12 protein-coding genes are annotated in these 22,144 nt (G+C 59.2%); 9 read left to right on the top strand and 3 right to left on the bottom strand.

Annotation, left to right across the window (positions count from 1 at the left end):
* Positions 1-419 precede the first annotated feature (419 nt).
* The 8 genes from L1A08_RS14055 (at position 420) to L1A08_RS14020 (ending at position 12,654) form a co-directional block, all read left to right on the top strand.
* A complete protein-coding gene (locus L1A08_RS14055) occupies positions 420-3,437 on the top strand; it encodes a PVC-type heme-binding CxxCH protein (RefSeq protein ID WP_238757073.1) in 3,018 nt (1,005 codons plus the stop codon).
* 138 nt (positions 3,438-3,575) lie between these two features.
* Positions 3,576-4,973 (top strand): hypothetical protein, encoded by a 1,398-nt coding sequence (locus L1A08_RS14050; RefSeq protein ID WP_238757072.1) that lies wholly within the window; start codon positions 3,576-3,578, stop codon positions 4,971-4,973.
* A gap of 64 nt (positions 4,974-5,037) precedes the next feature.
* The gene (locus tag L1A08_RS14045; protein WP_238757071.1) at positions 5,038-6,072 is read left to right on the top strand and encodes an AAA family ATPase; all 1,035 of its coding nucleotides are present in this window, start codon (positions 5,038-5,040) and stop codon (positions 6,070-6,072) included.
* 42 nt (positions 6,073-6,114) lie between these two features.
* Positions 6,115-8,181 (top strand): hypothetical protein, encoded by a 2,067-nt coding sequence (locus tag L1A08_RS14040; RefSeq protein ID WP_238757070.1) that lies wholly within the window; start codon positions 6,115-6,117, stop codon positions 8,179-8,181.
* A 73-nt stretch (positions 8,182-8,254) separates the two neighbouring features.
* Complete coding sequence (locus L1A08_RS14035; protein ID WP_238757069.1) at positions 8,255-9,379, top strand: ABC transporter ATP-binding protein; 1,125 nt, start codon at positions 8,255-8,257, stop codon at positions 9,377-9,379.
* Positions 9,376-10,320: a hypothetical protein gene (locus tag L1A08_RS14030; RefSeq protein ID WP_238757068.1), complete on the top strand. Its 945-nt coding sequence runs from the start codon at positions 9,376-9,378 to the stop codon at positions 10,318-10,320. Before L1A08_RS14035 ends, L1A08_RS14030 begins: the two co-directional genes overlap by 4 nt.
* A gap of 97 nt (positions 10,321-10,417) precedes the next feature.
* Entirely contained in the window at positions 10,418-11,782 is a 1,365-nt protein-coding gene (gene nhaA / locus L1A08_RS14025; RefSeq protein ID WP_238757067.1) for a Na+/H+ antiporter NhaA, read from the top strand.
* A 95-nt stretch (positions 11,783-11,877) separates the two neighbouring features.
* Positions 11,878-12,654, top strand: coding sequence for a HisA/HisF-related TIM barrel protein (locus L1A08_RS14020; protein WP_238757066.1), 777 nt, complete (start codon positions 11,878-11,880; stop codon positions 12,652-12,654).
* On the opposite strand, the gene L1A08_RS14015 is transcribed toward L1A08_RS14020, so the two are convergent.
* The 3 genes from L1A08_RS14015 to rsfS all read right to left on the bottom strand — a co-directional run bounded on the left by L1A08_RS14015 (position 12,603) and on the right by rsfS (position 16,901).
* Entirely contained in the window at positions 12,603-13,817 is a 1,215-nt protein-coding gene (locus L1A08_RS14015) for a ribonuclease D (RefSeq protein ID WP_238757065.1), read from the bottom strand. The genes L1A08_RS14020 and L1A08_RS14015 overlap by 52 nt on opposite strands.
* 159 nt (positions 13,818-13,976) lie before the next feature.
* Complete coding sequence (gene argS, locus L1A08_RS14010; RefSeq protein WP_238757064.1) at positions 13,977-15,938, bottom strand: arginine--tRNA ligase; 1,962 nt, start codon at positions 15,936-15,938, stop codon at positions 13,977-13,979.
* Between the two features lie 597 nt (positions 15,939-16,535).
* Positions 16,536-16,901: a ribosome silencing factor gene (rsfS, locus tag L1A08_RS14005; protein WP_238757063.1), complete on the bottom strand. Its 366-nt coding sequence runs from the start codon at positions 16,899-16,901 to the stop codon at positions 16,536-16,538.
* A gap of 701 nt (positions 16,902-17,602) precedes the next feature.
* Between rsfS and L1A08_RS14000 the strand changes: the two genes are divergently transcribed.
* Entirely contained in the window at positions 17,603-22,144 is a 4,542-nt protein-coding gene (locus L1A08_RS14000) for a DEAD/DEAH box helicase (RefSeq protein WP_238757062.1), read from the top strand.

The following is a 22,144-nucleotide window of genomic DNA, read 5'->3' as shown; positions in this document are numbered from 1 at the left end:
CGGGGTGGCCCTGATCGCTCGGCTATCAGGGCGGCGAAGCCGTGGGAGAATGCCGTTTGGCGGGGAATCGTGACTGAGTACCGTAGCGCTCCACTGTCTTCTCGGTTCAATGATTCGCAGCGTCAAATCCCGTTCTCCCACGGCTGCGCCGCCCCGAAAGAATATTTCGGGGCCACCCGACGATGGCGCGGTCAACGTGGGTTGAAGCCGGCAATCGTATCTCAACCCGAAACGTCAGTGAGGGCATTGCGTCGTGCTTCCTCGCGGACGCTTGAAGTCTAAAGGACATCCTTCGCCCGCTTCCTCGCATCAATTGATGTCCCGTGTGGTCGCACGGTACCATCAGCAGTGATTGATCTATGGTCTGCCGGAGTGCTTGCGGGCCGCTTTGCCGTCGTGATTCAGAACCGAGGGATATTGTGAACTGTCGAGGCATTTTCTGGCGGACGTCTGCACTGGTTCTTGGTCTTCTGACTGCGACCGCCACCGCAGCCGAGCCGAGCTTTCCTGAGGTCATCAATACGCAACCGAATGGCGAAGAGCCGACAACGCCTCAACAGGCGGCGGCTGCGATCTCTGTTCCCGACGGTTTCCGCGTGACGCTGTTTGCCGGCGAGCCGGATGTTTCGCAGCCGATCTCGATGGAGATGGATGATCGCGGCCGCGTCTGGGTAGCTGAGTGCTACACGTATGGCGGACGCTCTTACGACAACAGCCTGCGGGACCGCATTGTTATTCTGGAAGATGTCGATGGCGACGGCGAGCACGACAAGCGGCAGGTCTTCTGGGATCAGGGGAACCGCCTCACCAGTGTTCTTCCCGGCACGAACGGCTGCTGGATTCTCAACGACGGCACGTTGTCCTGGCTTTCCGATAAAAATGGCGATGATCGCGCAGACGGCGAGCCGCAGGTGTTTCTGGAAGGCTTCGATAAGAACGAGGTGGGACACAACATCGTCAACGGGCTGATGTATGGTCCAACCGGCTGGATCTACGGCCGGCACGGCATTCAGGCGACCTCCGTGGTGGGGCGTCCCGGTGCGACGTTGGAAGAGAAGACGAGTCTCAACTGTTCGATCTGGCGATTTCATCCGCGAGACCATCGCTTTGAACTGGTCACCGAAGGAACGACCAACCCGTGGGGACTCGATTACAACGAGTACGGCGATTTCTTCTTCACCAACAACGTCATCGGGCATGCGTGGCATGCGATCCCCGGGGCTCACTTCAAGCGGATGTATGGAGCCGATTCGAATCCGCACTTCTATGAGCTCATCGACCAGCACGCCGACCATTACCACTGGGATGCGACTTCGTCGAAGTGGTCCGACAGTCGGGATGCCTCGGGTGTTCACGGCGAACTCGGAGGCGGGCATTCGCATTGCGGCGGGATGATCTACCTCGGCGACAACTGGCCGCCGCAGTATCGGGGTCAGCTTTTCATGTGCAATACCCATGGGCGCCGCGTGAACTGCGATGCGATAGTGAGGCATGGAGCCGGCTACAGGATCGAGCATCGGCCCGACTTTCTGTTCGCCAACCAGCCGTGGTTTCGAGGTGTGGGGGTGATGTATGGACCGGACGGCGGAGTCTACGTGAGTGACTGGACCGATCTCGGCGAATGTCACGACAGCGACGGCGTGCACCGGACATCGGGCCGCATCTACAAGGTGACTTACGGTCGCCCCGCCTTGAAGAAAGTTCCGGACCTCGCGGCGATGAGCGATGAAGAGCTGTTCAACCTGCAGACGCACGACAACGACTGGTTCTGCCGACACGCCCGCCGCCTTCTGAGTGATCGATATCCTAATCTGAACGACTCACTGGACCTCACCCAGCTTCTGCCGGAGAAGCTCACTGGAGATACGGTCAAAGATCTGCGTCTGCTCTGGACATGTGCGGCGATGGATTGGTTGTATTCCGACGCAACGCTTGATTTTCTTGAAGAAGAGGATGAATACGTTCGCTCGTGGGCCATTCGTCTGATCGCCGAGGATCAGACGACGGATATTGAGATCTGGAAGAAACTGATTGACCACGCCAGGACAGAACAGTCGCCCTATGTGCGGCTGACGCTGTCCTCGACAGTGCATTCCATGCCGATCGATTTCCGCCTGCGGATGGCGGAGGCCCTGTTGCAGCACGACGAAGATACCGACGATCATGATCTGCGGTTGATTCTCTGGTATGGCATCGAACCGGCTGTGGAGAAGTATCCCGGGCAGGCGCTCGATCTGACGCGGTTCGACACCGCTCGAAAACTCCGAACATTTATCGCCCGCCGATTGCTTCACGAGTATGCGACACAGCCGGAAGTCGGACCGCTGCTGGTCTCCACGCTGCTGAAAACGAAACATCAGGAACAGCTTTCCGATCTGCTGCAGGGGATGACAGCTGCCACGCGCGGCGTAAGGCAACTTCCTGCGCCGCCCGGCTGGTCGACTGTCGCCGCGAAGTACGGAGATGTGCCTGATGCGGAGATTCAGGCCTCATTGCGGGAGCTGTCGCTGGTCTTTGGTGATGGTCGGGCAATTGAAGAACTCTTCAAGATTGTGACGAACGACGAGGCGACTCCGATCGATCGGATCAGTGCGTTAAATGTTCTGGCGGATCGGCAGCCTGAAGGACTTCTCCCGGCCCTGAAGAAATGGGTCAACGACCGTGTGCTCGATGCCGCCGCGCTGACAGCACTGGCTCGCTTCGACGACGCGGAGATTCCTGAACTGATTCTGAGTCGATATGGACGGTTCCGGCATGAGGCCCGGACGGCGGCGATTGAGACGCTCTGTTCACGCCCGGCTTATGCGGAAGCGCTTCTCAAGGGATTCAAGAACGGTCGACTGGGAGACGCGCAACTGAGTGCTTCGCAGGCCCGACAGATCGCCCAGTTCGAGGTACCGGAACTGACAGAGCTGCTGACGGAAGTCTGGGGCACGTTGAATCAGTCTTCGGCCGAAAAGCAGGAGAAGATCGCGTCGTTTCGTGAGGCTCTGACCGAAGAGTCTCTGGCCGAGGCCGATCTGAGTCACGGTCGGGCACTGTTCGACAAGACCTGCTCAACGTGTCACAAGTTCTTCGGAGAAGGCAAACCACTGGCTCCGGATCTGACGGGAGGGAACCGCAAGAACCTCGATTACCTGCTGGAGAACATCGTCACACCTTCTGCGATCGTACCGAATCAATATCGGATGTCGACGTTCGTGCTGAATTCCGGTCGGGTCATTAATGGTGTCATCAGGAGTGAGACCGGGCAGACGGTGGTCGTTCAGACTGAGAAGGACGAAATCGCGGTCCCGCGGGATGAGATCGATCTGGTGAAGCCGTCGAATCTGTCATTGATGCCGGAAGGTCTGCTCGATCGGATGTCGAGCGACCAGATTCGCGATCTAATCGCCTATCTGCAGGGAGACGGGCAGGTCGAACCGGCTGGTCAATAGGCGGCAATCGAATTTGCGACGGAGCCTGAAAACGGCAAATTCGCCTGTTTCTTTCAGACATCAGACGGCGAATTGGTTACAATTCCCGTAAGTCTGTTCACATGCGCATTCTGCGACTGCATATTTCGGGAGGTTCTGATGCCGAACTCTCAGCAATGGATTCACCGACACTGGCAACGCCTGCAATGGGGCCAGTTTCTGGGCATTTGTGCCGATCGTCTGGCCGCGACTTTCATCGGAATCGGCTGCGCGATTCTGCTGATCAAGTTGTTCCTCCCCGCGGTCTGGCCGTACGCCCCGTCTCTGTTGCTGTTGCTGGCCGCGGTGCCAGTCTGGTCGTGGTTCACGATTCAGAAGCGTCGGTTCTCTCACGAGGAGGCGACCGCACTGCTCGACCAGAAACTGGGAGCGGGCGGACTCCTCATGACCCTTTCGGAAGCTCCCGACGAGGAATGGTCTCGACGGCTGCCTCAGGTCGAACAACTGTGGCGCAATTCCCTGCCTCGAATTCGTCCTAAACGCTTTGCCTCCATGACAGCCGTCCCTTGCATCTTCGCACTGCTCACCTGTCTGGTTCCGATCCGCGAGTTTTCGGAAGTCATGGCGACGCCACGTGAAGTTTCCCGCGAAACGACTGAAGAACTCGAATCGATGCTCGAAACGCTCGACGAAGCCGAAGTGCTTGACGAGAAGGAAAAGGAAGAGCTGAAGCAGGAGTTGGAGCAGTTCATTCAGGAAACCAAAGACCAGCCGCTGACTCACGAGCAGTGGGAAACGGCTGACTCACTTCGGCAACAGATGCAGCTCAGCTGGCAAAAGAACGAACGGAGTCTTGAGTCCGCGTCTTCAGCGATCGAGCAGTTGCTTTCTTCAATGGCGAATCAGGGGGAGCTTTCCGCCGAGCAACTGGAACAGCTCGAATCGGCATTGGGCGAGAATCTCTCTTCGCTGGCCGCGAAGGCCTGCAATGGTCAATGTCCCGGCATGTCGGAGTCGTTGAAGAAGGCTCTGGAGAACGCGGCCCAATCGGGCAAGCTCGGTCTGCCGGAAGACGCGGCTGCTCGCGAGAAGATGCTGAATGAACTGAAAGAGCATCTGAAGAATGAATCAGAACGACTCGCCAAGCAGCGCAGCGAGTGCCAGGGACTTTGCCAGGGTGAGGGCGACTGCGAGGGCCCGGGCAATGGACAGGGAGAAAGCAACAAACCGGGCAAGGGGGGAATCACGCGCGGTCGCGGCGATGCCTCCATGGTCTGGGGAGAAGAGTCGGATCTGTCCAACACGAAGTTCAAAGAAGTGGTGCTTCCGCCCGGTACACTGGATGATCCCAGCGACGACGTGCAGGGCATCACCTATCACGAGCCCGAGGTCAAGCCGGCCGATTCCGCGGCTCGCAATCCGGTTCGTGAAGCCGATCCCTCCGCCGGGAAAGCGACCTGGAATCGCAAGCTGAGTCCTCGGCATCGCGACGTGGTCCGGAAGTTCTTCAATTCCGAGAACCGCCCCTCTGAAGTCCACGACGACGGAGCGCTCTGACGGATCTGCTGAATTGACCTGCAACGTTTGACGTGACTAACTGACTGAGACGGAGTTGCTCTGTATGAACGAGACACGCCCAGGTGGACTGTTGACGCCGGAAGAAGTTACGGCCGCCCGTGAAGTGATTGATCGTCTGCTCGACGGTCTGGGACGGGCCATTCTGGGACAGGAACAACTGCTCCGACTTGCCGTCACCTGCATTCTGGCCCGGGGGCATCTGCTGCTGGAAGGCTTGCCGGGACTTGGAAAAACTGAGCTCGTCAAATCGCTCTCAACGCTGATGCATCTCTCGTTTCGCCGTGTGCAGTTCACTCCCGATCTACTGCCTGGTGACATCGTCGGTTCCCCGATTCTCGAAGAACGGGACGGCACCCGCCGGCTCGTCTTTCACAAGGGACCGATTTTCGCAAATCTGCTGCTGGCCGATGAAATCAACCGCGCCACGCCGAAGACCCAGTCGGCTCTGCTCGAAGCGATGCAGGAACGCCGCGTCACGGTGATGGGCGAAACGCACCAGTTGCCGCAGCCGTTCTTCGTTCTGGCGACGCAGAACCCGATCGAGCTGGAAGGAACCTATCCACTGCCGGAAGCGCAGCTGGATCGATTCACGTTCAAGATCAGCGTCGAAGGAATCGGCGCGGAAACGCTGCAGCAAATTATCACGAAGCGCCGCCATGGCGAACCGCCTCAGCTCGAGCCGGTTGTCTCGGGTGATGATCTGGCGCATCTGTTTGAACAGGTTGACCGGGTGCATCTGCCGGAAGCGGTCGCCAACTACATCGCCCGGCTCGTTTCCGCGACCCATTCGCGGTATGAGGACTCGCCGGAGTTCGTTAAGCAGTTTGTCCGCTTCGGGGCTTCGCCTCGCGCGGCGATCGCTCTGGCCAATACGTCCCGGGCAGCCGCTTTAATTGCCGGCAAGCCGAATGTCGGTTTCGATGAGGTTAAGTTCGTCGCCTCGAGCGTGCTGTCGCATCGCGTGATTCTCGATTATGCCGCCCGAATGGATGGCTGGGACAATATTTCCCTGATCCGGGAACTCGTGCAGACCGTTCCTCAGGTGGGACGCGAAATCCCCGCGGATGTTCGCGTTTAGAACCTTCTTCAAGTCATGTCTGCTTCCTGCGGAAAGCTCCCGATGTTGAAATCGTTTCTGAAACAGGGACTGATCGTTCTCGCCGTCGGGTTCGCCTGCTTGCTGCCTGGGAAGCCCGCGTGGGCAATAGGGACTGAGTTCACGCTCAGTGGTTCCGATCTCGTCGTCGATGTGAATACGAAATGGATCGGCGGCCACAATGGCGGGTACTATCCGGTTCGAATCCGCGTTCGCAACATCGGACCGGCTCGTCAGCTGACGTTCGTCCTTCGCAGCGATCATCCTTCGAATCCGGTTGCCGAGGTGTCGCAACGGATTGTGATTGAGCAGAATCAGACGCTCAACACCACCCTTCTGGTGCCAATGGTCGATTCCGGTTCGTCCGCCCAGCTGCGTGTCGTGGAAAACGGTCGGATTCTCAAGAACCTCACCGGTTCGATTTCGCTGCCCGATGTGAATTACGTTTACAATCACGGCGGCTCGCTGCTGATCGTGCAGAACGGCGTTGTCGACGGTGAGAAGTACAATCAGGCGGCTTTGAATCAGTTCTCGCGGGCGGGATCAGCACATCCGAGTCACGGTTCGGCCTACTATTCGCCGAGCGGCGAGTTCTTTCAAACCGTCAACCCGGAAGGACTGCCCGAGAACTGGCTGGCCTACACGAGTGTCGACATTGTGGCGATGAGGCTCGAAACGCTGACGAAGCGAATCACACCGGAAGCCCGCAACGCCATTCTCAACTGGGTGGAAACAGGCGGGAACCTGCTCATCTATGAGATCGGGGAAGATCCAGCGGCGTCGACCGAGTTGAATCAGATGCTCGACTGGAATCGCCGTGCCTTTCGAGACGAAGTCTGGAGCCCGGCCAATCGTGGCGCGTTTCGGCACGTTTCTTTGATCGATCCGGCCGACAATTCACGAACAATTCCCGAAGACTTGTCCACCGGCGAACGGTGGCCGGTCAGCGATTCCACGTTCTCGGTTCGTTCACTCGGCCTCGGGATGGTTGTGGCGTTTCGCGAGAATCCCTTTCCCGGAACGATCTCGCATTGGGCCTGGCTCATGAACACACTGGGAGAATCTCGAATCTCCTGGCGAAATCGCAACGGGCTGAGCGCCCGGCAGCTCGCGCCCAGCTTCATGCAGTTCCTGATTCCCGGCGTCGGTGGCGTTCCGGTCACGGCGTTCCTGCTGCTGATTACCGTCTTTACGATTGTCATCGGGCCGGTGAACTACGCGTACTTCATGCGGAAGAAACGGCTGTCGATGCTGCTGCTTACCGTCCCATTGCTTTCCTTGGGAAGCAGCCTTTTGCTGGTCGGTTATTCGACGGTCGCTCATGGGTTTTCGATCAAGTCGCGAGTGAGAAGCGTGACTTTTCTCGACCAGAAACAGGGGACGTCCATCAGCATCAATCGGGTCGCCTACTATGCCGGCGTGGCTCCGTCACAGGGGCTGCAGTTCGGGCAGTCCACCGCTGTGTACCCGGTCTGGGCGACTTACGAAGGATATGAGTCCGGGCGAGTCGACTGGAGCGATCGGCAGCACTTAACGAGCGGCTGGCTGCGGCCGCGAACACGCACGCAGTTTTTGACAGTCTCCAATCAGGAGCAGCGCGGGCGCGTCGATTACAAAGCGAAAGGAGCGGAGGCTCTCGAAGTTTCCAACGGGCTGGAATGGGAGATCGAGATGATCCTCCTGGTTGACCAGCAGGGAAAGGCTTGGATTGGCGGGCCGGTTCGCGCCGGAGGCGTGGCCGATCTGACGCCAGCCAGTCCGGACGACCTGACGCAACTTCGAACCACGGTGATGGACAAGGATCTGGCTCTGCCGGACGGCATGACGTTACAGGACATGCCCGCCGCGGTGGACCCGCACCGTTACCGCTACAGCCACGGATACAGTCCGTACGATGATCTTGGCGGAGATGTCTATTCCCGAAGTTTTCAGGAGTCGACGCTTTCGAAGTTTCGGCAGCCTGAAGCCTACCGGAGTGTCCTCCGGCCGAATTCATACTTCGTGATCCTCCGCGCTCATGACGATCTTGATATCGGACTCCAGAACACCCGCGAGCGGATGTCTCTGTACACGATGGTCGGCTACATGTAATCAACGGGAGTGGATGTCCTGCCGCGGTGATGGCGGATGAATCAATGAACTGCAGACAACTGACGAGTGGATTATGACCGACGCAACCCCGGACCAGGAGAAGATCACGGACGAAGTCCCGTCTTCCGCCACAGACAGTACGGCGGATTATCCGGTCGTCGTGAGCGAAGAAATCAACGGACAGTTGCAGGGCGAAGGCGAGCAGTTGGCCGCCGAAGAGATCGCTCGTGATCGAGCCGGGGAGAAGCCGACGCTGGAGATCCGCAATCTCCATCGATTCTTCGGAAAGCTGAAGGCAGTCAACAACGTCAGTTTTCACACGTACGCCGGGCAGGTGATGGGGTTCATCGGTCCGAACGGAGCCGGCAAGACAACGACGATGCGGATCATCGCCACGCTCGATCTGCCGACCGCCGGCGACGCGTTTGTCTGCGGGCATTCTGTGGTCGACGATCCTGAGAAGGTCCGACGCTGTCTTGGTTTCATGCCCGACAGTTTCGGGAAGTATTCGAACATGGATGTCGTCGAGTATCTCGACTTCTTCGCTCGGGCTTATGGTTTCAGGGGAGATCAACGCCGCGATGCGATCGATCGCGTACTCGTCTTCACGGAGCTTCGTAAGCTGGCTGACAAACCAATTCGCACGCTCTCCAAAGGGATGTCGCAGCGGCTCGGGTTGGGGCGGACGCTGATTCACGATCCTCAGGTGCTCATTCTCGATGAGCCGGCGGCCGGTCTCGATCCGCGGGCTCGTGTCGAACTGCGGGAACTGATTCATCTGCTCGCAACCGAAATGCACAAGACCGTGCTCATCAGTTCGCACATTCTGACGGAGCTGGGAGAGATCTGCGACTCGGCGGCGATTATCGAAGCCGGCCAGATTCTGACGCACGGCACGATTGAAGATCTGAAACGGCACCGCAGCCGGAAGTCCAGCGAAAGCGGCGGCACTCCCCTCGCAGTGGCGGTGACGTCGCGGTCCACGGATTTGCGGAACTGGCTCCTGGAACAGCCGTTCGTGTCGCATGTCGCCCCGGCCGCTCATCGGATCGTCTTTGAGTTTGCAGGCGACAACACTGAGCGGGCGAATCTGCTGAAGCGAATGATTGAGAAGGGTTTTGCTGTAACCGAGTACGCCGGGAAATCGGAAACGCTGGAAGATGCCTTTATGTCAATCACCGAGGGAATCGTGCAATGACCCCGTTCCCGGCTGAGTCAGCCGGGGAATGGTTCAATTTGCGGTCGCGAGCGTGGACTGATTTCCCCGATTCCTGGAACCCGATGCTGATCCGCGAGATCCGCCGGATGCTCAAAGGCCGGGCCTTCGCGATCACGTTTCTCCTGCTGCTTCTGAGTTGCTGGGCGACGAGTTTCTTTCTCGTGATGACCGCCGATCTCTCCCTCGATCTGGTCGGAGCCGGGCGTCAGTTCTGTAGCTACTTTTTCGTCATCCTCCTGCTTCCGAACTGCTTCGTCGTTCCGCTCTCCCTATTCGCGCTGGCCGCCGAGGAACACAGCGAACAAACGCTGGAAGTCCTGACGCTTTCCACGCTGCGGATCGGACAGATCTTCTCTGGCTTCTTCTGGTGTGGAGCCCTTCATGCTGGCATTTACTATGCCGCTGTGGTTCCCTTTATTTGCTTCAGCTATCTGCTGAGAGGTGTTGCCCTGCCGAATATCCTGGTCGCGTTGGTCGTGTCGCTTCTCTTCACCACCTACATGATGGCCTGTGGCATGATGCTGGGAGCGTGTTCGTCCGGTCCGATCCGGAGAACGTTCTGCGTGTTGCTCCTCGTCGGCATGGGAGCGATTGCCTTCAGCGTTTCGAGCACGATGGTGACGGTACTTATCTCAATGACCAGCTTTCCGGATATGCTGGGCTTCGCCCTGCCCTCTCTGGTGTGTACCGGCTCGATCCTCGTGACCATCCTGCTGTTCATTACCGGTTTCGGTGTCCAGCAGTTTCGGCTTTTCGATCCGCTGGTTTCCCCGTACAACGTGCGGCTCGACGAGAACGGGAACGTCAAACGTTTCGATTTCCGTTTTGGAGGGATACAGGTTGAGCTGGAACAGTCGTTGAGACGGGAATATCTCCCCGATCCGCCTCCGCCCACTGCGGGATCGCGAGCTCCGTCCTGATTGCGGCCTTTGCTTACGATTGCGGTTTTATGCCGACACAAGCCGTTACAATGAAATGAACTGACCCGAAACAGACATCTTCAGCGAGCCGACAATTATGGAGCGATCACTGGACCCTCAAGCCGAGCCCTCTCTGCCGAAGGAACCAGTTCACAGGTTTCTGAAACCGCTCAGCCGATTTTTACATGTCGAAGCCTCCAGCGGGATCGTCCTGCTGCTGTGTGCCGTGATCGCTCTGGTTGCGGCAAATTCCGGGGTGGCCGATCAGTATCTCGGCTTCTGGAAAATGCACGTCGGGCTGACGATTGGGGACTTTACGCTCGATCATTCGCTCAAGCACTGGATCAACGATGGCCTGATGGCGATCTTCTTTTTTGTGATTGGTCTCGAGGTGAAACGCGAGATCGTGATGGGGGAACTCCAGGACTTCCGACGGGCGGCACTCCCGCTGGTCGCAGCGCTGGGCGGCATGGTCGTTCCGGCCGGGATTTTCATCGCGATGCAGGCCGGTTCACCCGGTCAACGGGGCTGGGGGGTGCCGATGGCGACCGACATCGCGTTTGTCGTCGGTTGCATGGCGGTGCTCGGTCGGCGGGTGCCGGCAGCGCTGCGGATCATTCTGCTTTCGCTGGCGATCGTCGATGATATCGGTGCGATTTTCGTGATTGCTTTCGGCTACACCGAGACGATTCACTGGTCGTGGCTTATTCTCGGACTGATCGGAATCGGCGTCGTCGTTCTGTTGCAACGATTAGGGGTCCGCAGCATCGGCATGTATACGCTGGTCGGGGTGCTGATCTGGCTCGGATTCCATGAGTCGGGAATTCACGCCACGATCGCCGGCGTCGCTCTCGGCCTGCTCACTCCTGCCCGGGCGTATCTGGAACGGGGAATCGGCGGGACGCTGATGCATATGGCAAGCGATGTGGTTCACGGTGAGGATTGGGAAGCGGACAGTCATCGGGCGAAAACGGTTTCGAAGTACCGCTGGCTGTCGCGGGAAACGATCTCGCCGCTGGAGTACCTCATTTACGTGCTGCACCCCTGGGTCGCCTTCGTCATCATGCCGCTGTTCGCGCTGGCGAACGCCGGTGTCGTTCTGAGTCTGGCTGATATCGCCTCGTCGGTTTCGGTCGCTGTCATCGCCGGTCTGGTAATCGGCAAACCGGTCGGCATTCTGCTGTGCAGTTGGGTGGCGGTGAAGCTCGGAATTGCCCGTCTTCCAGCCGATATCACATGGCGGCATCTCGCCGGAGGCGGGTTTCTGGCGGGAATCGGCTTCACCATGGCTTTGTTCATCACGAGCCTGGCTTTCGCCGACGCCGATCTGCTGCGGGCGACCAAAGTAGGTGTACTCGTCGGTTCGTTGATCAGCGCAGTCGTTGGCATGGTCATTCTCGCCACGGCTCCCGTGAACAACGAGGAGAAACTGTCAACCGGAATGGAGTCGGCGAACGTCTGATGCCGAAAAGGCGGAGTGGCCATGCTTGATTGCCGCAGAGTCCTGGGATCAAATGAATTGATTCAACGCCCTTCCGAGAGATGATTGTCAGCTGAATGAAAATCATTCCCGTTCTCGATGTTCTCAATGGTCAGACCGTTCACGCCGTGGGCGGACTGCGGAGCACCTACCAGCCACTGAAGACGAAGTACTGCCAGTCCTCGTGTCCTCTGGAGTTGACTCGCGTTCTGAACGGTCACTTCGGATTTCAGGACTGGTACATCGCCGATCTGGACGGCATCGTCCATCGACGCTGGAATGTCCCGCTGCTCACCCGGCTTGAACCGTCGCTGGGCACATTCCGAATTGACGCTGGCATTCAGCAGATCGAAGACTGCTTCGAACTCGGCCCCCTGCTCTGTCAGTCACGGTGCATCGTTTCGACCGAATCGCTGGCCGATCAATCGGTATTCGATGCGCTGGTCTGCATGTGTGATCCCGCTTCGCTCGTCTTCAGTCTCGATCTGGTCGACAGCCTGCTCAACTCGCCCGATCAGGCGTGGGGAAGTCAGGATGCTCTGGAGATTGTCGGCTATGTCGCCGACCGGGGCGTGCAGGAAGTGATCGTGATTGACCTGGCTTATGTCGGACGGGATCGCGGGCCGGGCACGCTGGAACTCTGCTCGGCCATTCGGCGAGAGTATCCGCAGTTGAAGATTCTGACCGGGGGCGGTGTCCGCACTCTGGAACATCTGGATGCGGTGGAGCGGTCGGGAGTGGATGCCGTGCTCGTCGGGACGGCTCTGCATCACGGCTTGCTGACCGAAGCCGTCATCGAACGTTACTGTTCCTGCCCGGTCGATTCGGAAAGCGATTCGAACACGAGCGGGTGATCGGAATTGGGATCGGCGACTCGCAGTGAGATGCGGCCGTCGAGCAGATTCTCAAGCATTTCTCCGCAGAGGTCGTATCGCCAGCCGGTGGCAAGCTTCGGCTCATCCGATTTCTGCCCCCCCAGATGCCAGCGAACGAATTCCCGCAGATCGGTCGCCGTCGCCACGATGGCCGGCGAGACATCCGCTTCCGCACAGCAGTTGGCCAGCGCGATGGCGAGCAGCTTGCCGAGCACATGCTCTTCCTGCTTGGAGTGATCGTCGCTGTTCTGCGCGAGCTTTTCGGGCAACTCGGACGGAGAGAGTTTGGTGGCGTTCTGAATCACTTCGAGCAACTCAGAGGCATACCGTCGATAATTGCCTCGTTGCATGTCGCGGGTCGAGAGGACTTCCGCCTCCGATTTCGGCTGCCGATGCGCCAGGTCGACAAGCAGGTCATCGCGAAGAATCGTTCGCAGTGGTCGATTCAGATTCTCAGCTGTCTGCTCCCTCCAGCGGAACAGTTCGCGAGCCACGCCAAGGTCCTGTCGCGAGAGCCGGCCGATCTTCGGGAGCCGAACCCAGGCATCCGGGCGGGTTCGCTGTGCTTCGACGAGTCCGTCGATGAAGGCCTCGCATTCCTGATTCGCCCAGGCCGTCCGCTTCAGCGATTTGAGCCGGCGGCGCTGCTTGGCAGCGATCTCGATCAGATGCCGGACATCCTCCACGGCGTATTCAATCTGCTTGTCAGTGAGCGGGCGTTTGGCCCAGTCTGTTCGCGTTTCCTTGCCGTGAATCCGCTTCTGCATCACCTTCTGCACGAGAGCGGAATGTGACAGTGGATAGCCCCGGCTCAGGAGGCCCTGCACGATCTGCACGTCGACCAGGTTCTGCGGGGGCTTCTCCGCGGCGAACCAGCAGAAGAGGATCTCTTCCCGGCCGCCGTGGACAATGACCCGCGTTTCCTTGTCGGTCATGATCTCCCACCAGGGAGTCAGATCGAGACCGGCCAGCGGGTCGACGGCGACCTGCCGTTCTTTCGTCGCGAACTGCAGCAGGCACAGCTGAGGCCGATAGGTATGTTCGGAAACGAATTCGGTATCGAATGCGACTTCACCACTGGACTTGAGGTGCTCGCAGAGTTCGTCGAATTCGGGCTGACGCGTGATCAGAAGTTGTGACATGAGTGGTGAAGGCAGATCCGGATGTGAATTCGAATGTTGATCAATCGAGCGAGCGGATGTGAGCAGATTCTTCGGGACGCAAGACCAGACCCGTCCGTCGTGGCTGCCGAACTCACAGAAGAGGTGAGATGATCCGCGACGGCGAAAACGAAGTGCCTCCTACATTCTTTCAGAAGTTTTGATTCCCAACAAGCTCAAGCCCTGTTCTAAAATGCGAGCCGTCGTTTCGCAGAGCTTCAGCCGACTCAGTCGGGTGGCCTCATTCTCTTCGGAAGCGACCGGACATTTGTCGTAGAATGTGCTGAAGGTATTCGCTGTCTCGAACAGATAATTCGTCAGGAAGTTCGGACGATACTCCTGCGCGGTCGCTGTCAGGGCTTCGTCGAATCGCAGCAGTTGAAACGCCAGTGCCCGTTCGGCGTCGTGGTTCAGCACGATTGCCTGATCGCTGCTACGGATCGTTTTCCGCTCGACCCCGGCCTTCCGGAAGATCCCACAGACTCGGGCATAGGCGTACTGCATGTACGTCGCCGTGTCGCCGTTCATGGCGAGCATCTTGTCCCAGTCGAAGATGTAGTCGCTCTCCCGATTATGGTGCAAATCGGCGTATTTGATGCCGCCGAGGCCTACGATCTCGGCAATCCGGGCGCGAGCCGCCTCGTCGAGTTCCGCTCCGTTTGGCTTGGAATCATCGTTGGCGGCCACGATCCCGAGAGCCCGCGAGATCGCTTCATCGAGCAGGTCCCCGAGGCCGACGATATCCCCGGCTCGGGTCTTGAACGGCTTGCCGTCTTTGCCCATCACGGTGCCGAACGAGACATGCTGCAGGGCGACATCGTCGTACCCCCACTTGCGAGCCGTCTTGAACAGCATCTGGAAGTGATCCCCCTGACGGGCGTCGACCACGTACAGAATCGTGTCGGCTTTTAGTTCCTCGACGCGGTACCGAATCGTCGCCAGATCGGTCGTGGCGTAGGTGAACGCGCCATCCTGCTTCTGAACGATAAACGGAGCCCGTTCTTCCGGCAGGAAGACACAGATGGCCCCCTGGCTTTCCTCGGCCAGTCCCTTCGATTTGAGTTCTTCGACGACCGACGCCAGCTGAGGCTGGTAATAGCTTTCGCCGAGTGTGAGATCGAAATTGATGTCGAGCCGGCGGTAGACGACATTCATCGCTTCCAGACAGGCCGGTAGAAACTCGTCCCAGAGCTGGCGATTCTCGGGATCGCCGGCGTGCAGCTTGGCGGTTTCCTTGCGGGCGTCCGTGTGGATTTCCGGGTGAGCATCGGCCAGCTTTTTCAGCTCGGCATCCTGCTCGACGTCGGCGACCAGTGCCTCGGCTTTCTTGACGGAAGCCCGGATCGATTCGAGCTCGCCGCGGAGTTTCTTCAGCTGCTTTTTGCCCCGTTTGTCGTCCTGCTCGACGGTTGCTTCGGCATCGTTCACGGCCTGCTCGGCTTCACTCAGCTTCCATTCGAGGCCTGGAAGTTCTTCCACGGTCTGATGGTACTCGCCAAGTCGGTTGACCAGTCGGTACAGCCGCGACAGCTCCGCCACGGCGTCTTTTTCATAAGCCGCCTGATCGACGAAGTTGCGGTAGCCGTACAGGATCATCCCGAACTGCGTGCCCCAGTCGCCAATGTGGTTGTCGCTGGTGACGTCGTGTCCGAGGAAACTCAGGATGCGATACAGGGCGTTCCCGATGACCGTGCTGCGCAGATGCCCGACGTGCATCGGCTTGGCGACGTTGGGAGCGGAATAATCGATGACGATCCGCTGCTTCTCCGAGACCGGCTCGACGCCGAGGCGTTCGCTCTGGCTGACGGTATCGATCTGCTCCTGCAGGAAGTCGGTTTTGACGCGGAAGTTGATGAACCCCGGCCCGGCAATCTCCGGCTGCTCACACAGGTCGCTGATGTTGAGCTCGGCAATTAGCTCGGCAGCCACATCTTTCGGCGGTTTCCCGAGTTGCTTCGACAGAGGCATGGCACAGTTGGCCTGATAATCCCCGAATTCAGGATTCTGGGACGGAGTCAGCATCGCGGCAAAGCGGTCCGCATCCTCGACTTTGGAAGCGAGGACAGAATGCAGACGGCCACGGAGTTCTTGCAGGATGTTCATGGAGAGGTTGAATCAGGTTCGTCAGCGAGAAAAGCCGGCACAAGTCCGACGGGAAAGGCGTATCGTAGCGACTGCTTCCGGCTTTGTTCTACCTTCTGCCCGGCCCAACTGCGATTTTCGACGTGCGCCACCCAGTCGTAACGGCGGCATCCTGCCGCCGATTGTGCTCGGCGAGACTCAGAGAGGTCGGAATGGCTGGGCAAACTTCCGGATGCGTTCCTCTCGCCGTGTGCCACTGGCTTCGCCAGTGTAAGCGTGACTCCGAGGGGTGTATTTACGTGGCAAGGTCACGAGCCGCGGAATAAAGCCGGGAGTTCTGTTGAATCAGTTCATCCCGGTCAGCGGCCTCTTGTCGCTACCGCGACTCAGACGTGCACGTCTGAATCATCCGCGGGGTCTGGTGGTGAGCAGGGGGATTTTCAAGCACGGGCACTGACGAGACGCCAGTGGCACCCTTCGCAGCACGGTTGTCGTAAAACGAAATTCACTCGCCGCCCTGGGAGAAGCGACGAGTGATTCGTATGAAAAGTCTCCCCGGTCACGAGTCGAAGGGCTTGCCTCCGGTCGCAACCCGGGAGATTGCTGTCAAAAGGACGATCAGGCGTGTTCGGCCAGGTAAGCCTGCCAGTCAACGCGGGTGGCGTCGGCCCAGAGGCGTTCCAGATCGTACATCTCACGGCTGGCCGGATCGAAGGCATGCAGCACGACATCGCCGTAATCCTGCAGGATCCAGGCGTTGCTGTCGTAGCCTTCGATACCGATTCGAGCCGAACCGGATTTTTCCATCAGCGTGTCGGCCTCTTCCGCGATGGCGTGAAGCTGCCGGCGGCTGTTACCGGTCGCGATAATGAAGTAGTCGAACTCGGGCGTGACCCGTGTCAGATCGAGCACGATGATGTCTTTCGCCTTGAGTTCGTCAGCGAGTTGAGCACATCGGCATGCCAGGTCGAGGGAACGGGCCAACTGATCAGGATTGCGCTCGAACAGCTGCGTCTTCTCAGATGTCTCGGTCGCAACATCGGCGTTGTGGGTCAGATCAGAAATCGTTCGTATCTCCTGTGTGAAGGTCTGGACGGAACCATGCTGAAAATCACTGCGTTCCGTCCTGTCATAATCCTAACCTCGCGAACGGCCGAATCAACCGGTCCCCCATCCGAATTCGAGCTTTCCAAAATTCAGGGCAAATCCTGCTTGATCAACTTCCCCAAAAGGGGCATCTGGCCCGGGGAATGACCGCAGGAGTGGCCCCGAACGCTCCTTTCGGGGCGGCGCGGCGGTGGGCGAAGTCCTCTTGGGTGAATCAGGTCGGAGACCTGGAATATCAAAATAGATCGGGCAAGTGGCGGCACAAAGTGCTTCCGACCGTCAAATCCCGTTCTCCTACGGCTTCGCCTCCCTGACAGGCAAGCTCTCACGGCCAGCCCGGGCCTGGATTAGGACAGCGGCTTTCCGCAATAGGTTCTGCGTTTTCCGGCTCGAAAACGAAAGCTGTACAGATTGACGGATGGCGTCCTGTTTGACACCATGCCGAAATCGCTCACACAGGGCCGCGTCGCAGCTCGATTTTCGGCTTCAGGAAGTTGAGCCAGGCGACAAGGGGGCGGGTCAGGGAAGCAGCGACCCTGATTCCTTGCTTTGAAAAGCACGAGGGAGAGACTGAGCTCATGCTGTCTGATCACTTTCACCCGGTGATTGCCGAGTGGTTCGCGAGCCGCTTTTCGCAGCCGTCCGAGCCGCAAACGCAGGGGTGGCCCGTTATTGCAGCGGGCAAGCACGCGCTGATCGCGGCTCCGACCGGCTCGGGGAAAACGCTCACCGCCTTTCTGGCCATTATCGACCGCCTGTTTCGGATGGCCGTGGAGGGGGAACTGCGCGACGAGATCCATTGTGTCTACGTCTCGCCACTGCGGGCTCTCTCGAACGACATGCACAAAAACCTGACCGAGCCACTGCGGGAAATCCAGGAGCTGGCCGCTGAGCGGGGCTACCGCGTTCCCGAACTCCGTGTCGGACTCCGTACGGGGGACACTCCGGCAAAAGACCGCACGGCGATGCTGAAGAAACCGCCGCAAATTCTGGTGACGACGCCGGAATCGCTGTATCTGATGGTCACCGCCCAGAAGAGCCGGGAGATTCTGGCGACGGCGAAGACGGTCATCATCGACGAAATTCACGCCCTCGCTCCCGACAAGCGCGGGGCTCATATGTCGATTACTCTGGAACGCCTCGAAGCCCTCTGCAGTGAACCGTTGCAGCGAATTGGCCTTTCGGCGACCCAGAAGCCGATCGAACTCGTGGCCGATTTTCTGTCGGGCTCGACCGATCGCGAAACCCGCCTGCATCCCGTCGACTGGGAACCCCCCGGAAGCGTCTCCCGCCACGATCCGCAGCGGCGGCTCTTTCAGGAGGAGTCTGCCACGCTGAAGGCATCGACTGCTGAGCTCACAGTTTCCGGCCAGCAGGTCGAGATCGTGAACGTCGGTCACACTCGAGATCTCGATCTTGGAATCGAGATTCCGCCGAGTCCACTGCAGGCGGTCTGTTCCCACGAGCAATGGGCGGAGATCAACGCCCGGGTTGTCGAGTTGATCAACTCGCACCGCAGCACGCTGATTTTCGTAAACACCCGCCGCATGGCCGAACGGGTGTCGCATCAGTTGACCGAACTGCTGGGTGAAGACCAGATCAGCAGCCATCACGGTTCGCTGTCCGCCGATATCCGCCTTTCGACCGAACAGCGACTCAAAGAGGGAACGCTGAAAGCGGTCGTCGCGACCGCATCGCTCGAACTCGGGATCGACGTTGGCTACATCGATCTGGTGATTCAGCTCGGTTCCCCCGACGGCATCGCCAAGTTTCTGCAGCGGATCGGACGTTCGGGGCACTCCCTCAAGCTGGTGCCAAAGGGACGGCTGTTTGCACTCACCCGCGATGAAGTAGTTGAGTGCATGGGATTAATCCGAGCCGTGAAAGGCGGGCGGCTCGATGCGATCACCTGCCGCGATGCTCCGCTCGATGTCCTCGCTCAGCAGATTGTCGCCGAGATCGCCGCCAGCGAATGGGAAACCGACAAGCTGTTCGACCTGATTCGCAGGGCTTTTCCGTACCGCAATCTCGAACGGAAAGATTTCGACGAGGTCATTAAATACCTGAGCCAGGGCGTGACGCCGGATGCGGGTCGGGGCCGAACGTATCTGCATCACGATCAGATTCAGAAGCGATTACGGCCGCGTCGCAGTGCCCGCATTGTCGCCGTGAACAACGCCGGTTCGATCCCCGACATTGGCTCCTTCCGAGTTGTTGCCGAGCCGGACAATGTCGTCGTTGGTTCGGTTGATGAAGACTTCGCGGTTGAAAGCCAGGCCGGGGATATCTTTCTGCTCGGCAATACGTCGTGGCGGTTGAAGCACCTGCGTGGCAACGATGTTGTTGTGATCGACGCCCAGGGGGCTCCGCCGTCGGTTCCGTTCTGGCGGGGAGAATCGCCGGGGCGAACATTGGAGCTTTCCGAAGAAGTCTCCCGGTTGCGGGAAGATCTGGAGCAGAAGCTGATCGATGGTGTCGCCCGTCCCGAGATCATCACGTGGCTGCAGAAAGAGACCTGTTGTTGTGCATCGGCAGCCGAGCAGATTGTCGAATACGTCGCTGCTCAGAAGGCGGCTCTCGGACTGGTGCCGACACAGAAACGGGTCGTCTTCGAGCGCTTCTTCGACGAAACAGGCGGAATGCAGCTCGTGGTCCATGCGCCGTTTGGCAGCCGAATTACACGGGCGTGGGGCTTCGCCATGCGGAAGCGGTTCTGCCGGTCGTTCGACTTCGAGCTGCAGGCGACCGCCGATGACGATGGCTTCATCCTCACGCTCGGCCCGCAACACAGCTTTCCGATTGAGTCGCTCTTCCCGATGCTTACCGCTGCCAATGCATACAAACTGCTCGAACAGGCGCTGATCTACGTGCCGACGTTTCAACTCCGGTGGAGATGGAACGTGACCACGGCTCTGATGGTCGAACGCCGTCGAGCCGGCAAGCGGGTTCCCCCTGCTTTGCAGCGGTTCCGTTCTGATGACCTGCTCACGGCGGTCTTTCCGAAGCTGACCGGTTGCCAGGAAGAGCACACGGGCGACCACGAGATCCCCGATCATCCCCTCGTCAAACAGACGATGGACGACTGCTTCAACGAAGCTCTCAACTTCGCTGGGCTGACGAAGGTCCTCGAACAGGTCGAGAAAGGGGAGATCACGTTCGTCGCGAAAGAAACCCGCGAGCCGTCCCCCTTCTGTTATGAACTGCTGAACGCGAATCCATACGCGTTTCTCGATGGCGGAGAAGCAATCGATCGTCGTGCGAGAGCGGTCAGCACGCGGCGTTCGGTTACGGTGGAATCGGTCAGCGATCTGAGTCGACTCGATCCGCTGGCGATTGATCGGGTGATTGAAGAAGCCGCCCCGCTGGTGCGGGATGCCGATGAACTGCACGACTATCTGCTGACTCGCGTCCTCATCCCCGCTGCGGAAGCCGAGCGGTGGCCAAAGCTGTTGAGTCAACTGCAGGAACAGCGTCGGGGGGGACGGGTTGTGCTGGATGAGGGCCGGGCGTTCTACGTTTCAGCCGAGAAGTTCCCGGTCGTGCAGTGCCTCTGGCCGGAATCGATCACTGAACCCGAGTTGACGCCGCCCGAGAATATTCGGCGTCCGGAAGTGACCACCGAAGTTCGCATCGAGATCCTCCGCGGCTGGATGGAGTATCTCGGTCCGATGACGACCGGCGAGATTGCCGGCCAACTCGGGTGGACCGTCTCGCAGGTCGATGCCACGTTCGAAGCTCTCGAAGGCGAAGGGCTCGTACTGCGGGGCAAGTTCCGTAATCAGACTGACCAGAAGCTCGACGTCGAGCAGACCGAATGGTGTCATCGCCGGCTGCTGGCCCGAATTCATCGCCTCACGCTCGAAGGACTCCGCAAACAGATCGAACCGGTCGATGTGCGAACCTTCATGCGGTTCCTCTTTCGGCATCAGGGGCTTCATCCCGGACACCGCCGCGAGGGGATGCAGGGGTTGTTCGAGACGATCTCGCAGCTGCAGGGCTTCGATCTGCCGGCCGGAAACTGGGAACGGGACATTCTGCCGTATCGGGTGAAGGACTACTCCTCGGCCTGGCTGGATGAACTCTGCATGACGGGCGAAGTCGCCTGGGGGCGGCTCTATCCGAATCCGCGTCCCAAAGAAGCCAAATCACGGCCGATGACGACGCTGTCGCGGAACTCGCCGATCGCACTGTTCCTGCGGGACTCGGCTCGCTGGCTGTTGCCCGAACGGGCTGGCCTGCTGACCGATCAACTCAGCGGCACCGCTCAGGATGTCCTCACCGTGTTGCAGCATCAGGGGGCGATGTTCGCGAACGATATCGAATACGTCGCTCAACTGTTGCCGGCTCAGTTGACTGATGCTCTGGGCGAACTGATCGCTCGCGGCTGGATTACGTCCGATGGCTATGCCGGTCTACGCGGGTTGATCGGCCCGGCTGCGAAGTCGAACAACGTCAGCTATCGCGGCAGCCTTCGGGTCAAACGCCCGCGAACTCTGGCGGGGCGAGCGGGACGCTGGTCGATCTGGCGGCGGGAAGAGGCTCTCGAACATCCCGATCAGATGCGGGAACGGGTCGAACAATGGGCCTGGCAGCTGCTGAATCGCTGGGGCGTTGTCTTCCGCGATTTGCTCGACCGGGAACAGGGAGCCCCCCGCTGGTACGAACTGCTGCAGTGCTACCGACGACTTGAAGCCCGAGGTGAAATCCGCGGCGGCCGTTTCATTCGCGGCGTCGCTGGCGAACAGTACGCCCTGCCCGACTCGGTCGCCGAGCTCCGCAAACTGCGCGACGATGCCCCCGCCGGCGAAGAACTCGTCATCCTCAAAGCGACCGATCCCCTCAACCTCGTCGGAGTCATTACCCCCGAAGCCCGCATCCCCGCGATGACCGGCAACAGCATCGTCTACTGGCGTGGAGACGCGGTCGGGGCGTGGCAGAAGAAGTCGTTCCGCCTGCTGAAAGTCCTCACCACCGAGAACTGCCTGATCCTCGCGAAACTCCTCAACATGTCACCCGGAGAAATGTCGGCTGCCCGTAGAGAACTGGTCGGCAAGACGGAAGTAGAAGTTGAGCAATCGCCGGCACTCGAGGAAGCGAAAGCGCTTCTCGCAATTAAATAG

This window comes from Rubinisphaera margarita, from assembly GCF_022267515.1.
Classification (GTDB): domain Bacteria; phylum Planctomycetota; class Planctomycetia; order Planctomycetales; family Planctomycetaceae; genus Rubinisphaera; species Rubinisphaera margarita.
Note: the sequence above shows the minus strand (reverse complement) of the source record. Positions and strands in the feature narration are given on the sequence as shown.